Below are 20,901 nucleotides of genomic sequence, written 5' to 3' on the forward strand. Positions count from 1 at the left end.
CAGCGCCGCGCAAGGCGCCGCTGCGGTGTCGGGCGCTGTGTCTGATGCTGCCGACAAGGCCAAGGACGCTGTCAGCAAGCCCTGATTATTGCCGTACGCCGTCGCGGCTTACGCAGCGGCGTATCGGCATTTCCGTCTCAGACGGCGAACTTCGGTTCGCCGTTTTTTTCGCCTCGCCTCATTCCAGATCGGCCTCGGGGTTGTCGAGGCTGAAGACTTCGGCGTTGTCGTCGTAGGCGTAAATCTCGGCGTAGCGGCCCCAGTCGATGGCGGTGTCGAGCACGCGGCGGGCTTCGTCTTCGCTGAGGTGATCTTCGAGTTCGGTGAGAAAGCGAGAGTCGGGCGCGCGGTGGTTGAAACGCTCGTCGAGCACCGTGCGGATGCGCGCCACCAGCGGCACGCGCTCGATCAAGTGGCGGGCGAAAACCTGCTTGCGCTCCTGCAAACTGCCATCGACAAAGGTGCGTCCGGCGGGCAGCAGCATGATGTCGCCATCTTCCACCTGGGCGAAGCCGAGCAATTCCACGCCTTCGATCAGCGGAAACAGGTCATCCACCGAAAAGTGCATGTCCTCGGCCAGCTCGGGCAGGCTGATGCGGGTGTTGGCATTGCTCTTTTCCAGCGCGTCGAGTTCTTCGAGCAGGCCGGCCAGGGCATTGACCGAGAGCGACGGCAGCCGCAGGCCGATGCCCGGCGCCTGTTTGCGCACCGCGTCACGCCCGGTCGGGCGGGCGGTCATGGCGCCGTAAATGCCCTCGACCAGATCGCGGAACTGCTGCGATTCGCGCTCGCGCGGGTGCGGCAGGTCGATGTGCATTTCGCTGATCACCCGCCCGGGATTCGATCCGAGGATGACGATGCGGTCGGCCATGAGCACGGCTTCTTCGATGTTGTGCGACACCAGCAGAATGCCGCGGGTGGGGATCTTGCGCTCCGCCCACAGATCAAGCAGGTCGGTGCGCAGGGTCTCGGCGGTGAGCACATCGAGCGCGGAGAACGGCTCGTCCATCAGCAGCACGTCAGGGTTGATGACCAGGGCGCGGGCGAAGCCCACGCGCTGGCGCATACCGCCCGACAGCTCGCGCGGATAGGCGGATTCGAAACCGTCCAGACCGATGAGGTCGATGGCGGCCAGCGCGCGGGCGCGACGTTCTGCCGGCGGCACCTTGAGCGCCTCCAGCCCCAGTTCCACGTTCTGTAGCACCGTCAGCCAGGGAAACAGCGCAAAGCTCTGAAACACCATCGCCAGCCCCGGCACCGGGCCGTCGATCGGCTTGCCACGATGCAGCGTCGTGCCGCTGGTGGCGGAAACCAGCCCGGCCAGGGTGCGCAGCAGGGTGGACTTGCCCGAACCGGAGCGCCCCAGCAACACCAGAATTTCGCCGTCGCGCAAATCGAGATCGACGCCGTCGAGAATGACGAGTTCGCTGCCCTCGGGGGTGCGATACGACTTGCGCACATTCGCCAGATGGAAAATGGGTGTGGAAGACGCGGCGTCAGGTGCGCTGGGCAGTTCGGTGGCGTTCATGGCATTCATGCTGGGTCCTTCAGTTGCGCACGGCCGTTCCAAAGGAACCGAGGCCCCCTCGGGGGAAACGCGCGCAGCAAGTCAGAGAGGATTTCATATCAGGCGGCAATCAATCGAGCCGCACCCGCGTGGCGGCAATTTTGTAGAGGCGGTGCCAGACCAGACGATTGATGGCGATGACGTATAGCGCCATCACGCCCACGCCAAGACCCACCTTCAGCGTCTGCCCCTGCTGGGTGGCTTCGGTGATGTAGGCGCCCAGCCCGGTGGCGACCAGGGTGTGACTGCCCCAGCTCACCACTTCGGCCACGATGCTGGCGTTCCACGCTCCGCCCGAGGCGGTGAGCGCGCCGGTGACGAATCCCGGAAACACTGCGGGCAGATAGAGCTTGCGCCACAACAGCCAGCCGCGCAAACCCAGATTACGGCCGGCTTCGCGCAAGTCGCTGGGCAGGGCAGACGCCGCGCCGATGACCGAAAACAGGACGTACCACTGGCTGCCCAGAATCATCAGCGGCGCAGTGAACACATTGACATTGAGATGCCAGTGCACGATGGCCACCACCACCAGCGGGAACAGCAGATTGGCGGGGAAGGCGGCGAGAAATTGCGCCACCGGCTGCGCCACGGCCGCCCAGCGCGGACGCAGACCAACCCAGATGCCCACCGGCACCCAGATCAGCGCCGAAATCGCCACCAGCACGAACACCTTGAGCGCGGTGAACGCGCCCAGCAACATCACATGACCGACCTGCAGCCAGCCGAAATCTCGCGGCAACACCAGAAACAACGCCACGATCAGGCCGAGGGTGAACAGCACCATGCTGGCGACAAACACCCGGTCGCCCCACACGGAAGGCGCGCGTTGCGGCGATTTGTGCAGCGGCACCGCGGGCAACAGGCGCACGCTCATCTCCCACAGCACGGCGGGCAGCCGGGCCAGGCGCTGAGTGAGGCGGGTGCGGCGCAGAAAGTCGAGCACCACCGAGCGCGGCGCGTCCACGCTGACGGTGTTGTCCAGACGGAACTTGTCGGCCCAGGCGACGATGGGGCGAAACAGCAGAAAGTCGTAAGACAGAATCACCAAGGCCATGGCCAGAATCGCCCAACCGATAGCGCCCAGATTCTTGGCCGCGATCGCCGCTGCGATATACGAGCCGATACCCGGCACCGACACCTGCTGCCCGGCCACGGTGAGCGCCTCGGCAGCGACGACGAAGAACCAGCCGCCAGACATGGACATCATCGCGTTCCACAGCAGGCCGGGGGCGGCGTAGGGGAGCTCAAGCTTCCAAAAGCGCTGCCAGGCGTTGAGGCGGTAAAGCGTGGCGGCCTCGGTGAGGTCGCGCGGTACGGTCTTGAGCGACTGGTACAGGCTGAAAGTCATGTTCCACGCCTGCGAGGTGAACACCGCAAAAATCACCGCGAATTGCAGCCCCAGCATGCTGCCCGGAAACAGGGCGATGAAGCCGGTCACGGTGATCGACAGATAGCCCAGAATAGGCACCGACTGCAACACGTCGAGCAGCGGCACCATGATTTTTTCGGCGTAGCGATTGTTGGCCGCAATCCAGGCGTAGATCAGGGTGAACACGGTACTGGCGACCAGCGCGGCCAACATGCGCAGCACGGTGTAGAGCGCGTACTCGGGCAGATCCGCGGGTTTGAGCGACAACGCCACGGTCTCGCCCAGATGGAACGGTACTGCCATCTGCCGACTGGCGTGGCCGATGATGAGCAGCATGCCGATGACCAACGGCAGCGCGATCAGATCGCGGCGGTTGGGCAGCGGCAGCGCCAGTGGACGGAAATTGAAGGCCATGGATCAGGCAGGACGATTGAGGCGGCTTGAGTCGGAGGGTGACGCGCTGTGAAATTGGCAGCAAAAACAGCCGACTAGTCTAACGAGAGACGCGTGAAATTTCGATCACGCGAGCGTCATCGACTTTACACAGAAGTATCCGGGCATTTCAGCCGCCGGTTGATCGCTCTGCGATTCCGCCCGGATCAGCCTCATTCACGCAAGCCATGCACAATAACGGCATGCAAGCCAGAACCTATCTCCGCGCCTCGCTGCTCGCCGCCCTCATCGTCATCAGCCTCAAGCTGCTGGCCTGGAAGGTCACAGGCTCGGTAGGCTTTTTGTCGGACGCGATGGAGTCCATCGTCAACGTCGCCGCCGCCGCATTCGCCTTGTTCATCGTGCGCATCGCCGAGGCGCCGCCCGACGCAGACCATCCTTACGGTCATACCAAGGCGGAGTATTTCTCCAGCGGCGTCGAGGGCCTGCTCATCGGCGTGGCCGCAGCGCTCATTCTGATCGAGGCCGCCAAGCGCCTCACCCATCCGCAGCCCATCAGCGACGTGCCGCTGGGCGCGGCGATCTCGGCCGCGGCCACGGTGATCAACCTCGGTGTCGCGCTGTGGATGTTGCGCGGCGCGCGGCGCCTGCGTTCGATCGTCATCGAAGCCGATGCCCGGCACCTGCTCACCGATGTCTGGACTTCCGTGGGCGTGATCGTCGCCGTGATGCTGGTGCCGCTCACTGGCTGGCTCTGGCTCGACCCGGTGATCGGCATCGTGGTGGCGCTGCACATTTTGCGCGAAGCGTTTTCGCTGGTGAAGCGCTCGGTCGATGGGCTGATGGACAAATCGATGGACGACGCCGATCTCGCGGGTTTGCAGGCCGTGCTCGACCGCTTTCGCTCCAACGACCTGCGCTTCGACCATGTCCGCACCCGCGTGGCCGGCACCCGGCGCTTCGCCTCCATGCACCTGCACATGCCGGGCGGGTGGTCGCTTCAGCGCGCGGCAGACTGCCGTTACGCCGTGGAAAAAGCGCTGATCGAGGCTTATCCTGGCATGACCGTAACCATTGAAATGCTGACCTCCGCACAGGAAAGCCTGCAGGAGGAAAATGCGCAGCTGCAGGCTACGGGAACCATCAGCCATCAGGTCTGCACGCCTGGCGCCCCCTCGCTTCCGCACTGAAACCCGACCGCCCTCGTCACCACGCACCGCCCCGGAGACACTCATGCAACTCACCAGCCCCGCCTTTGCCGATGGTCAGCCGATTCCGCCGCAATATGCGTTTTGCAAGCCGTCGGCGGTCGGCCATGTAGCGCTGTCGCAGAACTTCAACCCGCCGCTGGCCTGGTCGGACGTACCGCAGGGCGCGCAAAGTCTGGTGCTGGTCTGCCACGACCCCGACGTACCCAGCCGTGCCGACGACGTCAACCTCGATGGCCACACCGTACCCGCCGATCTGCCCCGGGTGGACTTCTATCACTGGCTGCTGGTGGACATTCCGACCTCGCGCAGCCACATCGCTGAAAAAGAATTCAGCCATGAAGTCACCCCGCGCGGCAAACCAGGCCCCGAGTGCTCGGGCGGCATGCGCCAGGGCGTGAACGACTACACCGCCTGGTTCGCCGGAGATCAGGACATGGCCGGTCAGTATTTCGGCTACGACGGCCCCTGCCCGCCCTGGAACGACAGCCTGCTGCACCACTACATCTTCACGCTGTACGCGCTAGGCGTGGCGCGCTGCCCGGTGGACGGCGCGTTCAACGGCGCGCAACTGCGTGCGGCCCTCGCCGGGCATGTGCTGGCCCAGGCCAGCCTCACCGGCACCTACACCCTCAACCCCGCCCTGCGCTAATCCATGTCCGACACCCCAGACGCTCCGCCCCCTGCGCCCCCGCAGAAAAAAAAGGGCATGAATGTGCAGCTCAGCGGGCTGCTGGGCATCCTGCTGGGCATCGTGGTGCTGGTGGGCATTTTCAGCCTGCTGCGTGGCCGCTTGGTGAACGAGCCGGTGGATGCGCCCCAGCTTCAAATGGCCAATGACAGCCCATGCATGGCCGATGGCCTCAAGGCGCTGGCCGCCAGCGGCAAACCCATCACCTACGGCCAGTTGGGCGATCTGAAAAAACAGTGCGGCGAAGATGGCGAATGATCAGTTCGGGTGCAGCGGGCGTGGAACACCGCCCTACTTCGTCCTCCCGAACTGCACCTGCACCCTCAAGCCCTGGGCGGACGCGCCTTGCGGCAAATCGCTCAGCGTGATCTCGGCATCATGCTGGCGGGCGATTTCGCGCACGATGGCCAGCCCCAGTCCGCTGCCCTCGCTGCCGTTGTCCAGAATGCGATAGAACGGCTCGAACACCAGCGCACGTTCCGCTTCGGGAATGCCGGGCCCGCTGTCATCCACCTGAAGCTGCACCACGGGCGCGCTGCGCGCCTCATCAGCCGTCGCGCTGCGCAGCCTCAGGGTCACGCTGCCTCCGGGCGGGGTGTAAGTGATCGCGTTGTGCAGCAGATTCTTGATGAGTTCCTGCAACAACAAGGCGTTGCCGCGCACCGGCAGCGGCAGCGGGGGGCTGTCGAACTCCAGTTCCAGTTGCTTGTCGAGCGCCAGCATGGCCAGTTCCTGCATGGCTTCTGCGGCGGGCTGGCGCAGGTCGATGGTTTCGAACACGGCGCGCGCCGCGCCGCCCTGATTTTCCGCGCGGGTGAGCGCCAGCAACTGATTGACCAGCCGGGTGGTGCGCTCCACGCTGCGGCCGATCTGCCGCAGACTGGCGCGCAGATCGGCCGGGTCGGTTTCGCGCTGCGCCAGCTCGGCCTGCATGCGCAGGCCGGCCAGCGGCGTCTTGATCTGATGCGCGGCATCCGCGATGAAGCGCTTTTGCGTCTGCAGCGACTGTTGCAAGCGGGCGAACAGACTGTTGATCGAATCGACCAGCGGCGCAATTTCTTCCGGCGCCTCCTGTTCGTCGATCGGGCTGATGTCGTCGGCACGGCGGCGGCGAATGCGCGCCTGCAATTCGTTGAGCGGCGCGATGCCCTGCCCCAACCCGAACCACACCAGCAAGATGAAAATCGGCACCACGACGAATTGCGGCAGGATGACGCCCTGCACGATGTCGCGCGCCAGCCGGGTGCGCGCCTCCGTGCTCTGCGCCACCTGCACCAGCACGGGGCCGGTCGCGCTGGCCCCGTGCTGCACCCGCGGCCAGACCCAGACCCCGGCCAATCGTGCGCTATGCGCGCCGATCTCACTGTCACGCCAGATCACCGTCAGCGGAGCACCCGCCTGCGTGGGCGGCAAGCTCGCCGGGGCGGGCAGGCCCGCCTCGCCCGCCAGCAGCGCACCGGCCTTGCTGCGCACCTGGTAGCCGAGAATGCCGCCCACTGGCGGCTGTCGCAGCGTCTGCTGCCACAGGGCCGACTGCGCCGCGCCCTGCGCGCCTTCGGTCTGCACCTGCGCGGCAAGTTGCAGCAGGGTGTGCTCCAGCGCCGCGTCGTAAGGCTTGGCGGAAATGGCCTGCGCCACCAGATAAGTAATGCCGATGGACAGCGGCCACAGCAACAGCATGGGCGCGAGCATCCAGTCGAGAATTTCGCCAAACAGCGAGCGTGGATGATGCCGACGTTTGCGCCCCGCCGCCCCTTCGGTCGGCTCGCCGGAGGGCGAGATTTCAGGCATCGGCACGAGGAGGCGCGGCCGACTCGGCCGAAGTCGCGGCAACCGGGACGATTTTCTCCAGACAGTAGCCCAGACCGCGCACCGTGGCGATGCGCACCGGGCCGACTTCGATCTTCTTGCGCAGCCGGTGCACATACACCTCGATGGCGTTGGTGCTCACCTCCTCGCCCCAAACGCACAGATGCTCGACGAGCTGGTCCTTGCTCACCAGCCGCCCGGCGCGCTGCAGCAGCACTTCGAGCAGGGTGAGTTCACGCGCCGAGAGTTCCACCACATGGCCGTCGAGCGTGACCACGCGGCCCGTGATGTCGTAGTGCAGCGGGCCGTGCTGGATCACGGCGCTGGCGCCGCCCATGCCCCGGCGCGACAGCGCGCGCACCCGGGCTTCGAGCTCCTGCAGCGCGAAGGGTTTGGCCATGTAATCGTCGGCGCCGAGATCGAGGCCGCGCACCTTGTCTTCCACGCTGTCTGCAGCGGTGAGAATGAGCACCGGCACGGTGGCGCCGCGCGCGCGCAGCTTGCGCAACACCTCGAAGCCCGACAGCCGCGGCAGCCCCAGGTCGAGAATCAGCAGATCGAATTCGCTGGACTGCAGCGCGGCGTCGGCGCTGTTGCCGTCGGCCACCTGATCGACCGCATAACCCAGAGCGCGCAGAGAGCGCAGCAGGCCGTCGGCCAAGACCCGGTCATCTTCGGCAATCAGAATGCGCATGCTTGTCTCCACGATGTGCCCAATGCGCTGCCGTTGCGCTTGGATGTTTCGCGGATTTTAGGAGCCTGTCGGGCTTGGGGCGCGGTTGGCGAAAAATGGCGGTGGGGATACCGTGGGGCAAAAAGCCGCTAGCGCAGGGCGCTGCGGCGCCATTTTGCAGCCCGCGATTCCCAAGTCCGACCGGTTCCTACGGCGCGGCGGCGACCCGTTCCTGCAATGCGACAGGCAATGCCCCGCTCCATTGCAACTGCACCGTGCGCGTGGGAAAGGCAAACTCCGCGCCGATGCGCTCGCATTCACGCACCAGACCGAGGTTGATCGCCTGCTGGGTATCCATATAGGCGGTGTAGTCGGAGGTTTTCATCCAGTACACCACTTCAAAGTTCAGTCTGGAATCGCCGAAATCCTTGAAATGCGCGCGGTCGAAGCGGGCGTTGGGCTGCTGATCGACGATGGTTTTAACCACTGCTGGAATCTGCTCCAGGGTTTCTGCCGATGTGTCGTAGGTCACACCGAAGGCGAAGACGATGCGCCGCTCCTGCATGAACTTGTAGTTGCGCAGCCGGGCCTTGGTGAGATCAGTGTTGGAGAACACCACGATCTCGCCGCTGATGGAACGGATGCGGGTAGTTTTCAGGCCGATGTTCTCGACCGTGCCGGAGAAGTTGTCCACGACGACGAAGTGCCCGATCTGGAAGGGCTTGTCGAGCACGATGGACAGACTGGAGAACAGGTCGCCCAGAATGTTCTGCAAGGCCAGGCCCACCGCAATGCCGCCCACGCCCAGACCGGCCAGCAAGGTGGTGACGTTGAAGCCGAGGTTGTTGAGCAGTAGCAAAAACACCAGCGACCACAGCAGCAGCCGGGCGATGAAACTCATCGCAGCCAGGCCGGTGGCGGTTTCGGGGTCGTGAGAAATGGCGCGCTCGCGCGAGACGCGAATCCAGAAATCGAGAAAGCGCGATATCCACAGCCCGATCTGCAGAAACAGCGCCACGGCCGCCAGCCCCAACACCCATTTGCTCACCGCCTCCGGCAAGCTGAGGCTTTGCACCGCCGGGTAAAGGCCGATGAGCGCGGCCAGCGGCAGGCGCGTGCCCTGCACCGCGTTGACCAGCGCGTCGTCCCAATGATTGCGGGTGTGCGAGGCCAGGGCGGTGATCCACGACACCAGAATTGGCTTGGCCACGGAGACCAGCACCACGGCCAACAGCAGCCAGCCCAGCGCCAGCAGCCAGCTCTGCAAAGGGTTATTCAAAAAGGGAAGGGATAGCCATGCGCTCATCTCGTAGCCTTTCTCGGGAAAAAAATCAGAATGGGGGCGGTGACGAACCGGTTTGAGCAAGCTCATGCCACTGCAAGCGTCGACGCGGCAAATGCCCGGGCTGGACGCGCTGCATATAGGCGATCATGCCTTCACGAATGCGGCAGCGCAGCTCCCAGGCGCGCGCCGAATTGGCCGCACTCACCAAAAAGCGCACCTGCACCGCGGTCTCGGTGGCGTCGGTCACATGCACCAGGGCCAGGCGGCCGTCCCAGTCGGGGTCGGCCGCGCATAGACGCTTGAGCTCGTCGCGCAGTTGTTCGATCGGCGTGGCGTAGTCCACCCACAGAAACACCGTGCCTAGCAGGCTGGCGCTGGAGCGCGTCCAGTTCTGGAACGGGTGTTCGATGAACCACTGCAGCGGCAGGATCAGCCGCCGTTCGTCCCAGACGCGAAACACCACATAGGTACCGGTGATTTCCTCCACCCGTCCCCATTCGCCCTCGACGATGAGCACGTCGTTGATGCGAATCGGTTCGGTCATGGCAATCTGCAGACCTGCCAGCAGATTGCTGAGCACCGGCCGCGCGGCAAAACCCACCACCAGACCGGCAATGCCCGCCGACGCCAGCAGGCTGGCGCCGATCTGCCGCACATCGGGAATGCTCATCAGCGCCACGGCCAGCCCGACGAGCAGAATAAGGAAGCTCAGCACCCGGGTGAGCACCCGGGCCCGGGTGAGCAGACCGCGCACCTCCAGATTGGAGTCGAGCAGATTGGGATCGTCGGGCAGTTGCAGGCCGCCGCGCCGCAGCACCACCAACTCGCCGCTCGAGCGCACCAGGCGCATGGCCAGCCAGGTCAACGCGGCGATCAGGCTCAGGTGCAACGGCGCTATCACCCACGACCAGTTCTCCAGCCGCTGCTGCAAAAATCCCGCATCGAGACGCAATATCAGCAACAGCCAGGCCAGCCGCAGCGGATTGCGCAGGCGCAGATACAAAAACTGCCCGTTGCCTTCCGGCCCGCTGGCTTTGCGCAGCAGTCTCGCCCCCAGCATGAACACTGGCGCCGCCAGCAGGGTGAGGGCGATAGCCAGCGCGACAGGCGGGTGGGACGACGCCCACGCCCACAGCATCGTCCAGGTCGCATTCAGGTCGTTGTGCATCGCCGGATTGCTCGGCTTACTGCGAGCGCAACTGCGCGAACAGTTCGAGCACGTGGTGCGTCCAGTGGGTGATGTCGTAACGTTGGATGAGTGCATCCATGCGCTGCATGCGCTCGCGCTGTTCTTCGCGCGGCATGTCCAGCGCCCGGTCGATGGCGTCGTCCATCTGGCTGATGCTGTAGGGATTGACCAGCACGGCGTCCTGCAACTCCACCGCCGCACCGGCGAACTCCGACAGCACCAGCACGCCGCTCTCGTTCACATGCGCGGCGATGAACTCCTTGGCCACGAGGTTCAGACCGTCGCGCAGCGGCGTGATCCAGCAGATGTCGGCGGCGCGGTAGTAGCTCAGCGTCTCCTCGAAAGGCATGGGCGTGGTGGACAGCAGGATGGGTGTCCAGGTGAGCGAGCCGTGATGGCCGTTGATGCGCCCGACGAGTTGTTCGATGTTCTGCTGCGCCCGCTTGTAGACCCGCATGCCGTCGGCCGCGGCCACAGCCGTGACCAGCAGCCGGACTTTGCCGTGCAGCTCTGGGCGGCGCGCCAGCAGGCGCTCGAAGGCCAGCAGCATTTCGCGCGTGCCCTTGGCATAGTCCACCCGACCGATCGACACGATGGTGGTCTGCCCGGACATTTCGCGGCGGATGTGCGCCACCCGCGCCAGGTTGTCGGGCTTCTGCACCGTGCTGCGGATGAGGTCGGCATGGGTGCCGATGGGAAAGGCATCGATGCGGATCATGCACCCGCCCACCGTGATGGAGACCGGGGTGACCGGCTCGGACAGCGCGGTGCCCGTGGCCTGCAGTTCCGGCTCCACCGCGCGCTCGACCAGGCCCACGGTTCTGCGCAGCGACTGCACCAGCGCGGCGAAGTTGCGGGCATAGCGCGGCACGTGAAAGCCCACCAGATCGCAATCGAGCAGCGAGGCCAGAATCTCATCGCGCCAGGGCAGGATGTTGAACACATCGGGCGCAGGAAACGGCGTGTGGTGGAAAAAGGCGATCTTCACATCCGGACGCATCTGCCGCACGAAGCCCGGCACCAGCCACAGGTTGTAGTCGTGCACCCAGATCACCGCCCCCGGCGCGGCTTCGGCGCAGGCGGCTTGCGCAAACAGGCGGTTGACCTCGCGGAACACACTCCACTGGCAGTTCTCGGTGGAATAGAGCGAGGGAAAGCTGTTGAGAATGGGCCACAGCGCCTCTTTCGAGACGACGTGATAAAACTGGCTGATCTGCTCGGCGGTCAGCGGCAGCCGCACGACTTCATAGTTGCCATAACTGTCGTTCACCGTGATGCGGCGCTCGAACTTCGCAGCTTTTCCCGTCGGCGCTTTTTTCCACGCCACCCAGCTGGCGCGGTCGACCTGGCCGATGAAACCCTTGAGGGCCGGCACGATGCCGTTGGGGCTTTTGTTTTCCCTCAGAACGGTCTGGCCGCCCTCGCTGTATTCCTCATACGGTTGTCTGTGATAGACGATGACCAGAGATGAAGCCATTGAAGTCTCCCTGTTGATGAAATCGCTGCAAGGCGTCGAGCACCCCGGCTGCGCCCGGCTGGGCGCTGCGGTACACATTGGTATGCGGCGTGATGGCATGATCGAGCGCGGCCTCGCGGTTGCTCACGGCCACGCCGGTCAGGCCGGTCTGGAACATCGACAGATCGTTGAGCGTGTCGCCAGCCACCAGGGTGCGGTGTTCAGGCAGGCCGAGCGCGGCCAGGGTGCGCAACAAGGTCGAGCCTTTCTGCACCCCGCGCGGCAGCACGTCGAAATACTGGTTGTCCGACATCAGGGTGTCGAAGCCCAGTCGCCGCAACTCAGTCGCAGCCACCTGCACCGGCTCCGGACGACGGTAAAAATACGATCGTCTGCGACCGCTGTGCGGCGGTTGGGGCTGTAGCTCTGGATGTCGGCGTACGATGTCGTCGATCTGCTGCACGCGATCGGCAGGCCAGCTCGCGTCGAGCCACTGATCGATCGCCGCAATGGGCGCGAAGTCGGCGCCGGTCGCCACGCTGGTGCCCACATCGCCAATCACATGATCGGGTTGCACCGGCAGATCTCGCGCGAGTTGGCGCATGAAGTCCAACCCGCGACCGCTGACAAAAATCAGCACGATCTCGCTGCGGCGCTGCGCGATCCATTCATACAACGCCGCGCGCTGCGCCTCGTTGCCGCCCAGAAAAGTGCCGTCCAGATCGGTGGCCAGAATGGTTTGTGGCATCGACGCCTCCTTCATTGCGACTGCCGCGACTGCGCGCGGGACAGGGTGGGCCGCAAGCCCTGCACGTCGCGCAGCAGCCGGTGCGCATGCACGCCCGAACCGACGGGTAAGCCGAGCGCGTCGTCCTGCTGCACCGGCTGAGTCAACAGGCGCCGCAAGGCCTCCTCTGCCGTTTGACGGCGCCCCAGCACATCGCGCACCACAGCCGCCACCTGCAAATGCAGGCCCAGCCGCCGTTCCAGAATTTGCACCGACTGGCTACTGATCGCGCCTTCGGCCAACTCGCCCTCGCCGCCGGGGAATTCGCCGCGCCCCAGCTGCATGCCCAGCCGGGTGTTGCGCGATTGGGCCGATGACGCGGTGAGAAACAGATCGCCCGCACCCGCGCTCGACAACAGGGTTTCAGGGCGGCCGCCCAGCGCCAGGGCGAGGCGCCGCATGTCCTGCAAGCCGCGCGTCAGAATGGCCGCCCGCACGTTCTCGCCCTGCTCGCAGCTCATGGCCATGCCGCAGGCGATGGCGATCATGTTTTTGAGCGCGCCGCCGACCTGCACGCCGATGGCATCGTCCGTCACGTCGAGCTGCACCTGACCTGCTGCGAACGCCGTGCGCAAGCCCCCCATCAGCCGCTGCGCGTGGCTTTGCACATCGACCGCACCGCGCTGACGCAGGGCAGGCAGACCGACCGTGAGCGCCGCAGACTGCCCGCGCACCACCTCATGCGCAAAGCTCGGCCCGCCAATAGCGCCGATGAGCGCGCCCGGCCGCAACTCCTGCCGCAACACCTGAGTCATCAGCGCGCCGCTGTCGCGCTCGATCCCTTTGCAAGCGGCCAACACCACAGCGCGCCGCTGCAGCCAGGGCGCGGCAACGCGCGCCACCTCACGCAGCGCAGCCGACGGCACGACCATGAAGACCGCGTCGGCGCCGTCAAGCACCTCGGCCATCTGGCTGCTCGCCTTCAGGCCCGCAGGCAATTCCAGATCCGGCAAATGGCGCGGATTGCGCGCCTGGGTGGCGATGGCGTGGGTGAGATCGGGGCGGCGCGCCCACAGGCGCACCTCCAACCCGCCGCGCCGCAAGGCGCAGGCCAGTGCCGTCCCCCACGCGCCAGCGCCGATCACGGCAACAACGGGGGCAAGGGTCGGATTGCCGACGATGAATGATGAAGCAGAGTTCTGCATGGACTCTCCCAAGGTCGTGGACAACCCTGTAGGTTGTCCGATGGCAGAACGCCCAGCAAAGCGGGGCGTGGCGACTGGGTGGCCGCGCGTGCAGACGCGGCCGATGGGCATTCAGAGCGAATGCCATGAAGCGCGGGGTTGGCTTGAACCCCTAATGCCGTCCAGGGGACGAACGAGAAATTTCTGGCCCGCGAAGGCCAGGAGGCACACCAGAAGACACAAGTAGAACTCGCTACTTGTGGTGATATTTCTGGAGACTCATTGAATCAAAATATCAATGGATAGATTGTAAAGCAATTTTGAAGGAATTAAAACTTCAAAGTCACCAAATTACTTACAAGTTTTGGGACGATCCAAGGAACATCGAAGTGACACCCGATGATCTGTCTAAACCAGGTTCGAAACTCGCTGCGGCGCAGCAAAACGACGCCAAGCGCAGGCCAGACTCACCCCGCCTGTCGCGCGCCGTAGCGCAACCGCATGATCAGCACGGCCAGCGCCAGCAGGAAAGTCACCGCGTTGGCGCCAACCAGGGGCCAGCTCCGCTGGACGACACCATAGGCCAGCCAAAGCGCCACGCCCGCGGTGAACAGCGTGTACATGCCGAGCGAAATCCCCGAAACATCGCGCGTGCGAACCGTCAGCCAGGCCTGCGGCACGAAAGACACGGTGGTGAGAAACGCCGCGCCGTAGCCGATGAGATCGGTGAGGTGAAAGGCCATGAGGGACTCTCGAAAGATGGGGGGAGGTCGGCGAAGTGCGCGCTCAAGCCGTCTGCATGAAGCCGTTGATGAAGGCTTCCAGCGCAGGCCAGGCGCCGCCGGCGCGTGGGTCGTTGACCAGCGCGGCGAAGGTGTAGCGCTGCCCGGCACGGGTCTGCGCATACCCGGCAAGCGACAGCACGCCGTCGAGGCTGCCCGTCTTGGCGTGAATGCGGCCCGCGGTATCGGGGTCGCGGAAATGGCGGCGCAGCGTGCCGTCTTCTCCGGCCAAGGGCAGCGACGAGATGAATTCGGGCATCACCGGGCTGTTCCACGCCGAGCGCAGCAGGGCGTTGAGATCGGCCGCCGAAATGCGCGCGATGCGCGACAGGCCGCAGCCGTTGTCCAGCACCAGGCCGGGCATGGACAAATTGTGGGTGGACAACCATTGCTCCACCGCCTGCTGCGCCAGCCCCCAAGTGGCCCGCTGCGCACCCGCCTGTAGCGCCAGGGTGAGGAACACCTGCTGCGCCATGACGTTGTTGCTGTATTTGTTGATGTCGCGCACCAGCACGGCGAGCGCGGGCGAGTCCCACACGGTCAGTTCGGTGGCGCCCGCAGGCAGGTTGGCGGTGCGAACCCGCCCTTTCCAATCGATGCCGACCTGCGCAAACAGCGCGGCGAGCAAACGCTGCACATAAGCGTTGTCGCTCACCTCGGGGGCGATGTTCCAGGTCTGCGGCCCGCAGGCGGCCGCAAAACCCCCGGCGAAGCGCGGCGCGAAGGGCTGTTTCCAGTCGGCGCGCAGTTTGTCCTTCCAGTTGCCGCAGGCGCTGGCGGTGAGTTTGGGCGCTTCGCGCAGATCGAAGCCCGCCACCGGCGGCTCCACTGTGACACGCACCTGCTGTGCCTGAGCGTCGGGCACGAAGCCCAGGCGCAACACGCCGAAGTTCACCAGAAAGGGGTCGGGGCCGACGTTGTAGGGAGCGGTGGCGTCGCCGTCGAAGGCGCCGGGATTGTGCGGCGGAAGATCGAAAGCCTGACGATCGATGAGCACGTCGCCGCGAATACGGCGGATGCCCAGATCGCGCAGCCGTACCGCGATGCTCCACAGGTTGTCGGCCATCAGATGCGGGTCGCCGCTGCCGACGAAAGCCAGATCGCCCTGCAGCACCCCGGCGCGGATCGGCCCCGTGGCGTACACCGGCGTCTTCCACACATAGGCCGGGCCGAGAATGCGCAGGGCCGCGTAGGTGGTGACGAGCTTGAGCACGGAGGCCGGATTCATCAACGCGGCGCCGTTGAACGCGATCTGGGGCGACGGGCTATCGAGCGGCTGCAGCACGAAGGCGCAAGACTGCTGCGGAATACGCGCCGTCTCCAGCGCCTGCGCCACACCGGCAGGCAACGCCCCCGACCCGCCCAGCCCGACCTGCTGCGCCCGGGCCAGAAGCGGCATGCCGGTCACGGCCAGTGAGGAGATCAGAAAACGGCGGCGGCTGGGTAGCATGGCATGGGCGGCGAAGAAGATCAGTGGAATGGTAGAGGCTTGCGGAAAGGCTAGGTTCAAAACCCCTGCCTACAATGCGCCGCATCATGACGACCCGCCCCCCCTTCATCCACCAGTGGCAAGAGGCCGCCGAGCGCAACAATTCGGCGCTGTGCGTCGGTCTCGACCCGGAGCCCTCGCGCTTTCCGGCGCCGTGGACCAACGACCCGCTGCGGCTGTTCGACTTCTGCGCCGCCATCGTCGATGCCACGGCCGATCTGGTCTGCGCCTACAAGCCGCAGATCGCCTACTTTGCGGCGCTGGGCGCGGAGAACCAGCTCGAACAGCTCATCGCCCACATTCGCAAGGTCGCGCCGGGCGTGCCCGTCATCCTCGATGCCAAACGCGGCGACATCGGCGCCACCGCGGAACAATATGCCCGCGAGGCCTTCGTGCGCTTCAACGCCGACGCCCTGACGCTGTCGCCCTATATGGGCTTCGATTCGGTCGAGCCCTATCTGCGTTTCCCCGAGCGCGGGCTGTTCGTGCTGTGCCGCACCTCCAACCCCGGCGGCGCCGATCTGCAGACCCTGCCGCTTGTCGCATCGAACGCCAGCTCGGCCACAGGCGCCTCGGCCCACCTCGGCGATGAGCTGCTGTTCGAGCGCGTGGCGCGGCTGGCTGCGCTGGACTGGAACCGCCACGGCCAGAACGGCCTGGTGGCTGGCGCCACCAACCCGGCCGACATCGAACGCATCCGCGCCGTCGCCCCCGAAGCGCCGCTGCTCATCCCCGGCATCGGCGCGCAGGGCGGCGATCTCGCAGCCACTGTGCGCGCGGCGCGCGGCAACTTTCTCATCAACGCCTCGCGCAGTGTGCTTTACGCCAGCAACGGGCGCGATTTTGTCGATGCCGCAAGACGCGAAGCCCGCCGTCTGCGCGACGCCATCAACCAAGAGGTGCACGCCGCCTCCACCGCCCCGAACGCCCCATGAGCAACAGCAGCGCATCCACCACCGGCCTCACCCACTTCGACGCCGCCGGTCAGGCGCATATGGTCGATGTCGGCGCCAAGGATGAAACGCATCGCGTGGCCGTGGCCACCGGCTGCATCCGCATGCAGCCCGCCACCTTCGCCCTGGTGCAAAGCGGCAGCGCCAAAAAGGGCGATGTCATCGGCATCGCCCGCACCGCCGCCATCATGGCGAGCAAGCGCACCGCCGACCTCATTCCCCTGTGCCACCCCATCGCCCTCAACCGCGTGGCGGTGAACTTCGACCTGCAGCCGCAGGACAGCAGCATCCACTGCACCGTCACCGCCGAAACCCGCGGCCGCACCGGCGTTGAAATGGAAGCGCTCACCGCGGTGCAGATCGGCCTGCTCACCATCTACGACATGTGCAAGGCGGTGGACCGCGGCATGATCATCGACGGCGTTCGCCTGCTCGAAAAGCACGGCGGCAAGTCGGGCGACTGGGTCGCCCCCGCCTGAACGCCCGGCTAAGGCCGAGGCGCCTGAACCGCCCTGCGCGCAGGGACATGCCGCTGTTCCTACAATCGGGCGCATGAACATGATGACCGAACCCGCGCTGTTGCGCCTCGACGAGGCGCGCCGCGTCTTGCTCGACCCCTACCAGATCGACGAAATCGCCTTGCAGCGTGCGCTGGGCAGGGTGTTCGAGCACAAGCTCGACTATGCCGACATCTATCTGCAATACACCCGCTCCGAGGGCTGGAGCCTGGAAGAAGGCCTGGTGAAGTCGGGCAGCTTCGACATCGAACAGGGCTTTGGCATTCGCGCGGTACAGGGCGAGAAGACCGCCTTCGCCTATTCCGACGATATTTCCGAGCTGGCCTTGCTCGAAGCCGCCGACACGGTGCGCAGCATTGCCCGCGCGGGCAAGGGCAGCGCCAAAGTGCCCAGCGACACCCGCCGCAGCGCGGCGCGCGTGCTCTACGGCGCGACCGACCCGCTGGGCGCGCTCGATTCCAACGCCAAGGTGGCGCTGCTGCAAAAGGTGGACCGGCTGGCGCGCGCCAAAGACCCGCGCGTGGTGCAGGTCATGGCCAGCCTGGGCGGCGAACACGACGTGATGCTGGTGCTGCGCTCCGACGGTCTGCTGGCCGCCGACGTGCGCCCGCTGGTGCGCCTGAGCGTGAACGTGATCGTCCAGCAAAACGGACGGCGCGAGTCGGGATCGTCGGGCGGCGGCGGGCGCTATAGCCTGGGCTACTTCGACGACGCCCTCATCACGAAATATGTCGATGAGGCGGTGAACACCGCGCTGGTCAACCTCGAATCGCGCCCCGCGCCTGCGGGCGAGATGAGCGTGGTGCTCGGCCCCGGCTGGCCCGGCGTGCTGCTGCACGAGGCGGTGGGCCACGGTCTGGAAGGCGACTTCAACCGCAAGGGATCGAGCGCGTTCGCGGGCCGCATGGGCCAGCGCGTCGCCGCCAAGGGCGTGACCGTGCTCGACGACGGCACCCTGCCCGACCGGCGCGGTTCGCTCAACGTGGACGACGAAGGCAACCCGACACAGCGTAATGTACTGATCGAGGACGGCATTCTGGTGGGCTACATGCAGGACATGCTCAACGCCCGGCTGATGGGCCGCGCGCCCACGGGCAATGGCCGCCGCGAGAGCTACGCGCATGTGCCCATGCCGCGCATGACCAACACCTACATGCTGGCGGGCGACCGCGATCCGGCGGAAATCCTCGCCAGCATCGACCGCGGCCTGTACGCGGTGAACTTCGGCGGCGGGCAGGTGGACATCACCAGCGGCAAGTTCGTGTTCTCTGCCAGCGAAGCCTGGTGGGTGGAGAAGGGCAAGCCGCTCTACCCGGTAAAGGGCGCCACACTGATTGGCAACGGCCCCGACGCGCTCACCCGAGTGAGCATGATCGGCAACGATCTGCGGCTGGACAGCGGCGTGGGTACCTGCGGCAAGGAAGGCCAGAGCGTGCCTGTCGGCGTGGGCCAGCCGACCCTGCGCATCGACGGCGTGACCGTGGGCGGCACGGGCTGAGCTCAACCCGACCTTCATCCAGGCCCAGCAGCCGGACCGCAGCGATGCGTTCCGGCTGTTTCATTTTTTACTTGCGGTGACATCGGTGAAACCTGCTTTACGGTGGATGATGAACGGCCGAACACTGGCTACAGTGCATCCAAGCCGGACGCTGATCCGGCCTTCCCTCCCACACTGCTGAAGAAAGGTTTGCTCCATGAAACACACCACCCTGCTCGCCGTTGCGCTGACCAGCGCTGCCCTGGCCTTCCCCACGATCGCCTCGGCCGGGTTGCTGAAAAATCACGAACAAAAAGTGCAGTGCGAAAAACAGGCCAAGGAGCAGAGCCTCAAAGGCAAGGACCGCACCGAGTTCATCAAATCCTGCGTGAGCAAGGCCCAGGAATCCGCTGCACCCGCAACGGAGCAAGCCCACCACGAAACCAAGAAGGAAGAAGAGCATCACTCCATGCAAACCTCGGGCGCAGGCATGGCAGCGGCGGCGGGCGGCGGCGCGGGCAAGGTGTGGGTGAATGCCTCGACCAAGGTTTATCACTGCCCGGGCGACAAGTACTACGGCAAGACCAAGCACGGCGAATACATGAGCGAGTCGGCCGCCAAGGCGGCGGGCGATCATCCGGCGCATGGCAAGACCTGCAACTGATCGCAGATACTCCGGACTCAGCCCGCGCTAAGTGAGGCCGGTTAAGTTGTGGGCATTCTGATTTTCAGCCGCCGCCCCGTGCGGCCTTGCTCACCATGTCCACAATCGCCCTGCCCGAAGCGCGCTATCACCCCGTCTCCCGCCTGCTGCATTGGGCCATCGTGGCGCTGATCCTGCTGGAATATCCCCTGGCCTGGCTGATGACCGATCACCGCGGCGCGCCTGAAGATGCGCTGGCGACCTGGCATATCGGCGTGGGCACGACCATCCTCACTCTTTTCGTGCTGCGCCTGCTGTGGCGGCTGATCAAGACACCGCCGCCGCACCCGCCGATGCCCGCCTGGCAGGCGCTTGCGGCCCAGGCCACGCATGCGCTGCTCTATGCCGGATTCGTCTTGCTGCCGCTGCTGGGCTGGCTGGCCGCGTCGGCCCGCGAGTGGCCGGTGCATTGGCTGGGGCTATGGCCCCTTCCCGCACTGTTTCCGGCCAACGCCACATGGGCTGGCCTGCTGGGCGACGCGCATCAAGTGGTCGCTCTGGGGCTGCTCGGCTTGATCGGTCTGCACGTCGCTGCAGCGCTGTACCACGCCTTTATCCTGCGCGACGGCAGCCTGCGCCGCATGCTGTAAACAAGCTCAAACCACCTTCAGCCCGGCCAGCTCGGGCTTGGGCTCGGGCGGCGGAGTTTTGAGCGCCTCGAGCGCCTGCACCACCAGACGCGCCACAATCAGATTGCGCACCGGCTTGCGGTCGGCCGGCACCACATACCAGGGCGCCTGCGCAGTAGAAGTCGCCGCCAGCGCCTGGCTGTAGGCGGCCTGATAAGGCTTCCAAAACTGCCGCTCTTGCAGATCGGACGGGTCGAACTTCCAGTGTTTGAGCGGGTTGTCGATGCGCTCCTGCAAGCGCTCGCGCTGCTCGTCAAAGCTCAGGTGCAGAAAACACTTGACGATGGCCGTACCCGATTCCGCCAGCATCTGCTCGAAATCGGTGATCTGCCGCAAATAGCGCTTCATCTCGCCGTTCTTCAACTCACCGTGCACCCGGCGGATGACCGGTTCCTCGTAATGACTGCGGTTGAACACACCGATGCAGCCCAGCGGCGGCACCTGCGCATGCACCCGCCAGAGAAAGTCGTGCCGCCGTTCCTGCACGCTGGGTACGCTGAACGACGCAGCGTGGATGCCCAGCGGATTCACCCCGGTGAACACCGCCTTGGTCGTGCTGTCCTTGCCCGCCGAATCCATGCCTTGCAACACCACCAGCAGAGCTTGCTCGCGGCGGGTGAACATCGCGTCTTGCAGCTCGCCGATCTGGCCGCGCAGGCGGTCGAGCTCGGCCTCGATCTCGTCTTTGGAAGGGTCGCCCGGCAGGTCGATCAGCGTGGCGCGGTCCGAGAGGTCGAGGTTGTCTTCGGGGTCTACCCGCAGACGGCGCAAATCGGTCAGTAGGGGCATGTCAGAGGGC

The 20,901-nt window shown here is 65.5% G+C and carries 20 protein-coding genes; 8 read left to right on the forward strand and 12 right to left on the reverse strand.

All coding sequences use genetic code 11. The features are described 5' to 3' along the window. Positions 1 to 178: 178 nt before the first annotated feature. Both ABT24_RS08895 and ABT24_RS08900 read right to left on the reverse strand, forming a co-directional pair. Positions 179 to 1,537, reverse strand: a complete 1,359-nt coding sequence (locus ABT24_RS08895; RefSeq protein ID WP_013124149.1) for an ABC transporter ATP-binding protein — start codon at positions 1,535 to 1,537, stop codon at positions 179 to 181. 100 nt (positions 1,538 to 1,637) lie between these two features. Next, positions 1,638 to 3,350 (reverse strand): ABC transporter permease, encoded by a 1,713-nt coding sequence (locus ABT24_RS08900; RefSeq protein WP_276732478.1) that lies wholly within the window; start codon positions 3,348 to 3,350, stop codon positions 1,638 to 1,640. Between the two features lie 221 nt (positions 3,351 to 3,571). On the opposite strand from ABT24_RS08900, the gene ABT24_RS08905 reads away from it, so the two are divergent. Genes ABT24_RS08905 through ABT24_RS08915 form a run of 3 tightly spaced genes read left to right on the forward strand, consistent with a single transcriptional unit; the run spans position 3,572 to position 5,486 of the window. Then, the gene (locus ABT24_RS08905) at positions 3,572 to 4,519 is read left to right on the forward strand and encodes a cation diffusion facilitator family transporter (protein ID WP_276732475.1); all 948 of its coding nucleotides are present in this window, start codon (positions 3,572 to 3,574) and stop codon (positions 4,517 to 4,519) included. A 43-nt stretch (positions 4,520 to 4,562) separates the two neighbouring features. Further along, on the forward strand, positions 4,563 to 5,189 hold the full coding sequence (locus ABT24_RS08910; protein ID WP_276710589.1) for a YbhB/YbcL family Raf kinase inhibitor-like protein: 627 nt from the start codon (positions 4,563 to 4,565) through the stop codon (positions 5,187 to 5,189). A 3-nt stretch (positions 5,190 to 5,192) separates the two neighbouring features. Next, positions 5,193 to 5,486 (forward strand): hypothetical protein, encoded by a 294-nt coding sequence (locus ABT24_RS08915; RefSeq protein ID WP_013124152.1) that lies wholly within the window; start codon positions 5,193 to 5,195, stop codon positions 5,484 to 5,486. Positions 5,487 to 5,519: 33 nt separating this feature from the next. Here ABT24_RS08915 and ABT24_RS08920 read toward each other — a convergent pair whose 3' ends face one another. From ABT24_RS08920 to dacB, 9 genes are all read right to left on the reverse strand, one after another. Next, positions 5,520 to 7,019, reverse strand: coding sequence for a sensor histidine kinase (locus ABT24_RS08920; RefSeq protein WP_276732481.1), 1,500 nt, complete (start codon positions 7,017 to 7,019; stop codon positions 5,520 to 5,522). Beyond that, positions 7,012 to 7,731: a response regulator gene (locus ABT24_RS08925; RefSeq protein WP_013107072.1), complete on the reverse strand. Its 720-nt coding sequence runs from the start codon at positions 7,729 to 7,731 to the stop codon at positions 7,012 to 7,014. The genes ABT24_RS08920 and ABT24_RS08925 overlap by 8 nt, the downstream gene beginning before the upstream one ends. Positions 7,732 to 7,918: 187 nt before the next feature. Then, positions 7,919 to 8,989 carry a mechanosensitive ion channel family protein gene (locus ABT24_RS08930; protein WP_276732467.1) on the reverse strand — a complete coding sequence of 357 codons (1,071 nt, stop codon included), beginning with the start codon at positions 8,987 to 8,989 and terminating at the stop codon, positions 7,919 to 7,921. A gap of 52 nt (positions 8,990 to 9,041) precedes the next feature. Then, positions 9,042 to 10,163 (reverse strand): mechanosensitive ion channel family protein, encoded by a 1,122-nt coding sequence (locus ABT24_RS08935; RefSeq protein WP_276732464.1) that lies wholly within the window; start codon positions 10,161 to 10,163, stop codon positions 9,042 to 9,044. 16 nt (positions 10,164 to 10,179) lie between these two features. Next, positions 10,180 to 11,661: a glucosylglycerol-phosphate synthase gene (gene ggpS, locus ABT24_RS08940; protein ID WP_276732461.1), complete on the reverse strand. Its 1,482-nt coding sequence runs from the start codon at positions 11,659 to 11,661 to the stop codon at positions 10,180 to 10,182. Continuing rightward, on the reverse strand, positions 11,618 to 12,388 hold the full coding sequence (locus tag ABT24_RS08945) for an HAD family hydrolase (RefSeq protein ID WP_276732459.1): 771 nt from the start codon (positions 12,386 to 12,388) through the stop codon (positions 11,618 to 11,620). The genes ggpS and ABT24_RS08945 overlap by 44 nt, the downstream gene beginning before the upstream one ends. Positions 12,389 to 12,399: 11 nt before the next feature. Then, on the reverse strand, positions 12,400 to 13,572 hold the full coding sequence (locus tag ABT24_RS08950) for an NAD(P)H-dependent glycerol-3-phosphate dehydrogenase (RefSeq protein ID WP_276732456.1): 1,173 nt from the start codon (positions 13,570 to 13,572) through the stop codon (positions 12,400 to 12,402). Positions 13,573 to 14,018: 446 nt separating this feature from the next. Beyond that, the gene (locus tag ABT24_RS08955) at positions 14,019 to 14,294 is read right to left on the reverse strand and encodes a SemiSWEET family sugar transporter (RefSeq protein ID WP_276732453.1); all 276 of its coding nucleotides are present in this window, start codon (positions 14,292 to 14,294) and stop codon (positions 14,019 to 14,021) included. A 43-nt stretch (positions 14,295 to 14,337) separates the two neighbouring features. Next, on the reverse strand, positions 14,338 to 15,783 hold the full coding sequence (gene dacB / locus ABT24_RS08960) for a D-alanyl-D-alanine carboxypeptidase/D-alanyl-D-alanine endopeptidase (protein ID WP_276732451.1): 1,446 nt from the start codon (positions 15,781 to 15,783) through the stop codon (positions 14,338 to 14,340). Between the two features lie 86 nt (positions 15,784 to 15,869). On the opposite strand from dacB, the gene pyrF reads away from it, so the two are divergent. The 5 genes from pyrF to ABT24_RS08985 all read left to right on the forward strand — a co-directional run bounded on the left by pyrF (position 15,870) and on the right by ABT24_RS08985 (position 20,063). After that, positions 15,870 to 16,757, forward strand: coding sequence for an orotidine-5'-phosphate decarboxylase (gene pyrF, locus ABT24_RS08965; protein ID WP_276732449.1), 888 nt, complete (start codon positions 15,870 to 15,872; stop codon positions 16,755 to 16,757). Then, positions 16,754 to 17,254 (forward strand): cyclic pyranopterin monophosphate synthase MoaC, encoded by a 501-nt coding sequence (gene moaC / locus ABT24_RS08970; RefSeq protein ID WP_276732445.1) that lies wholly within the window; start codon positions 16,754 to 16,756, stop codon positions 17,252 to 17,254. Before pyrF ends, moaC begins: the two co-directional genes overlap by 4 nt. A 73-nt stretch (positions 17,255 to 17,327) precedes the next feature. Further along, positions 17,328 to 18,791 carry a metalloprotease TldD gene (tldD, locus tag ABT24_RS08975; protein ID WP_276732442.1) on the forward strand — a complete coding sequence of 488 codons (1,464 nt, stop codon included), beginning with the start codon at positions 17,328 to 17,330 and terminating at the stop codon, positions 18,789 to 18,791. Between the two features lie 196 nt (positions 18,792 to 18,987). Further along, positions 18,988 to 19,434, forward strand: a complete 447-nt coding sequence (locus tag ABT24_RS08980; protein WP_276732439.1) for a PsiF family protein — start codon at positions 18,988 to 18,990, stop codon at positions 19,432 to 19,434. 95 nt (positions 19,435 to 19,529) lie between these two features. After that, positions 19,530 to 20,063 carry a cytochrome b gene (locus ABT24_RS08985; RefSeq protein WP_276732436.1) on the forward strand — a complete coding sequence of 178 codons (534 nt, stop codon included), beginning with the start codon at positions 19,530 to 19,532 and terminating at the stop codon, positions 20,061 to 20,063. A 6-nt stretch (positions 20,064 to 20,069) separates the two neighbouring features. On the opposite strand, the gene ABT24_RS08990 is transcribed toward ABT24_RS08985, so the two are convergent. After that, positions 20,070 to 20,891, reverse strand: coding sequence for a PPK2 family polyphosphate kinase (locus ABT24_RS08990; protein ID WP_286737698.1), 822 nt, complete (start codon positions 20,889 to 20,891; stop codon positions 20,070 to 20,072). Positions 20,892 to 20,901 lie beyond the last annotated feature (10 nt).

It is taken from the genome of Thiomonas sp. SCN 64-16 (assembly GCF_001725585.1).
Lineage (GTDB): Bacteria > Pseudomonadota > Gammaproteobacteria > Burkholderiales > Burkholderiaceae_C > Thiomonas > Thiomonas arsenitoxydans.

What these genes read in the sequence shown, in the direction of transcription:
- ABT24_RS08895 (WP_013124149.1), bottom strand. Translation starts at nt 1,537, where the DNA reads ATGAATGCCATGAACGCCACCGAACTGCCCAGCGCACCTGACGCCGCG.
- ABT24_RS08900 (WP_276732478.1), bottom strand. Translation starts at nt 3,350, where the DNA reads ATGGCCTTCAATTTCCGTCCACTGGCGCTGCCGCTGCCCAACCGCCGC.
- ABT24_RS08905 (WP_276732475.1), top strand. Translation starts at nt 3,572, where the DNA reads ATGCAAGCCAGAACCTATCTCCGCGCCTCGCTGCTCGCCGCCCTCATC.
- ABT24_RS08910 (WP_276710589.1), top strand. Translation starts at nt 4,563, where the DNA reads ATGCAACTCACCAGCCCCGCCTTTGCCGATGGTCAGCCGATTCCGCCG.
- ABT24_RS08915 (WP_013124152.1), top strand. Translation starts at nt 5,193, where the DNA reads ATGTCCGACACCCCAGACGCTCCGCCCCCTGCGCCCCCGCAGAAAAAA.
- ABT24_RS08920 (WP_276732481.1), bottom strand. Translation starts at nt 7,019, where the DNA reads ATGCCTGAAATCTCGCCCTCCGGCGAGCCGACCGAAGGGGCGGCGGGG.
- ABT24_RS08925 (WP_013107072.1), bottom strand. Translation starts at nt 7,731, where the DNA reads ATGCGCATTCTGATTGCCGAAGATGACCGGGTCTTGGCCGACGGCCTG.
- ABT24_RS08935 (WP_276732464.1), bottom strand. Translation starts at nt 10,163, where the DNA reads ATGCACAACGACCTGAATGCGACCTGGACGATGCTGTGGGCGTGGGCG.
- ggpS (WP_276732461.1), bottom strand. Translation starts at nt 11,661, where the DNA reads ATGGCTTCATCTCTGGTCATCGTCTATCACAGACAACCGTATGAGGAA.
- ABT24_RS08945 (WP_276732459.1), bottom strand. Translation starts at nt 12,388, where the DNA reads ATGCCACAAACCATTCTGGCCACCGATCTGGACGGCACTTTTCTGGGC.
- ABT24_RS08950 (WP_276732456.1), bottom strand. Translation starts at nt 13,572, where the DNA reads ATGCAGAACTCTGCTTCATCATTCATCGTCGGCAATCCGACCCTTGCC.
- ABT24_RS08955 (WP_276732453.1), bottom strand. Translation starts at nt 14,294, where the DNA reads ATGGCCTTTCACCTCACCGATCTCATCGGCTACGGCGCGGCGTTTCTC.
- dacB (WP_276732451.1), bottom strand. Translation starts at nt 15,783, where the DNA reads ATGCTACCCAGCCGCCGCCGTTTTCTGATCTCCTCACTGGCCGTGACC.
- pyrF (WP_276732449.1), top strand. Translation starts at nt 15,870, where the DNA reads ATGACGACCCGCCCCCCCTTCATCCACCAGTGGCAAGAGGCCGCCGAG.
- moaC (WP_276732445.1), top strand. Translation starts at nt 16,754, where the DNA reads ATGAGCAACAGCAGCGCATCCACCACCGGCCTCACCCACTTCGACGCC.
- tldD (WP_276732442.1), top strand. Translation starts at nt 17,328, where the DNA reads ATGAACATGATGACCGAACCCGCGCTGTTGCGCCTCGACGAGGCGCGC.
- ABT24_RS08980 (WP_276732439.1), top strand. Translation starts at nt 18,988, where the DNA reads ATGAAACACACCACCCTGCTCGCCGTTGCGCTGACCAGCGCTGCCCTG.
- ABT24_RS08985 (WP_276732436.1), top strand. Translation starts at nt 19,530, where the DNA reads ATGTCCACAATCGCCCTGCCCGAAGCGCGCTATCACCCCGTCTCCCGC.
- ABT24_RS08990 (WP_286737698.1), bottom strand. Translation starts at nt 20,891, where the DNA reads ATGCCCCTACTGACCGATTTGCGCCGTCTGCGGGTAGACCCCGAAGAC.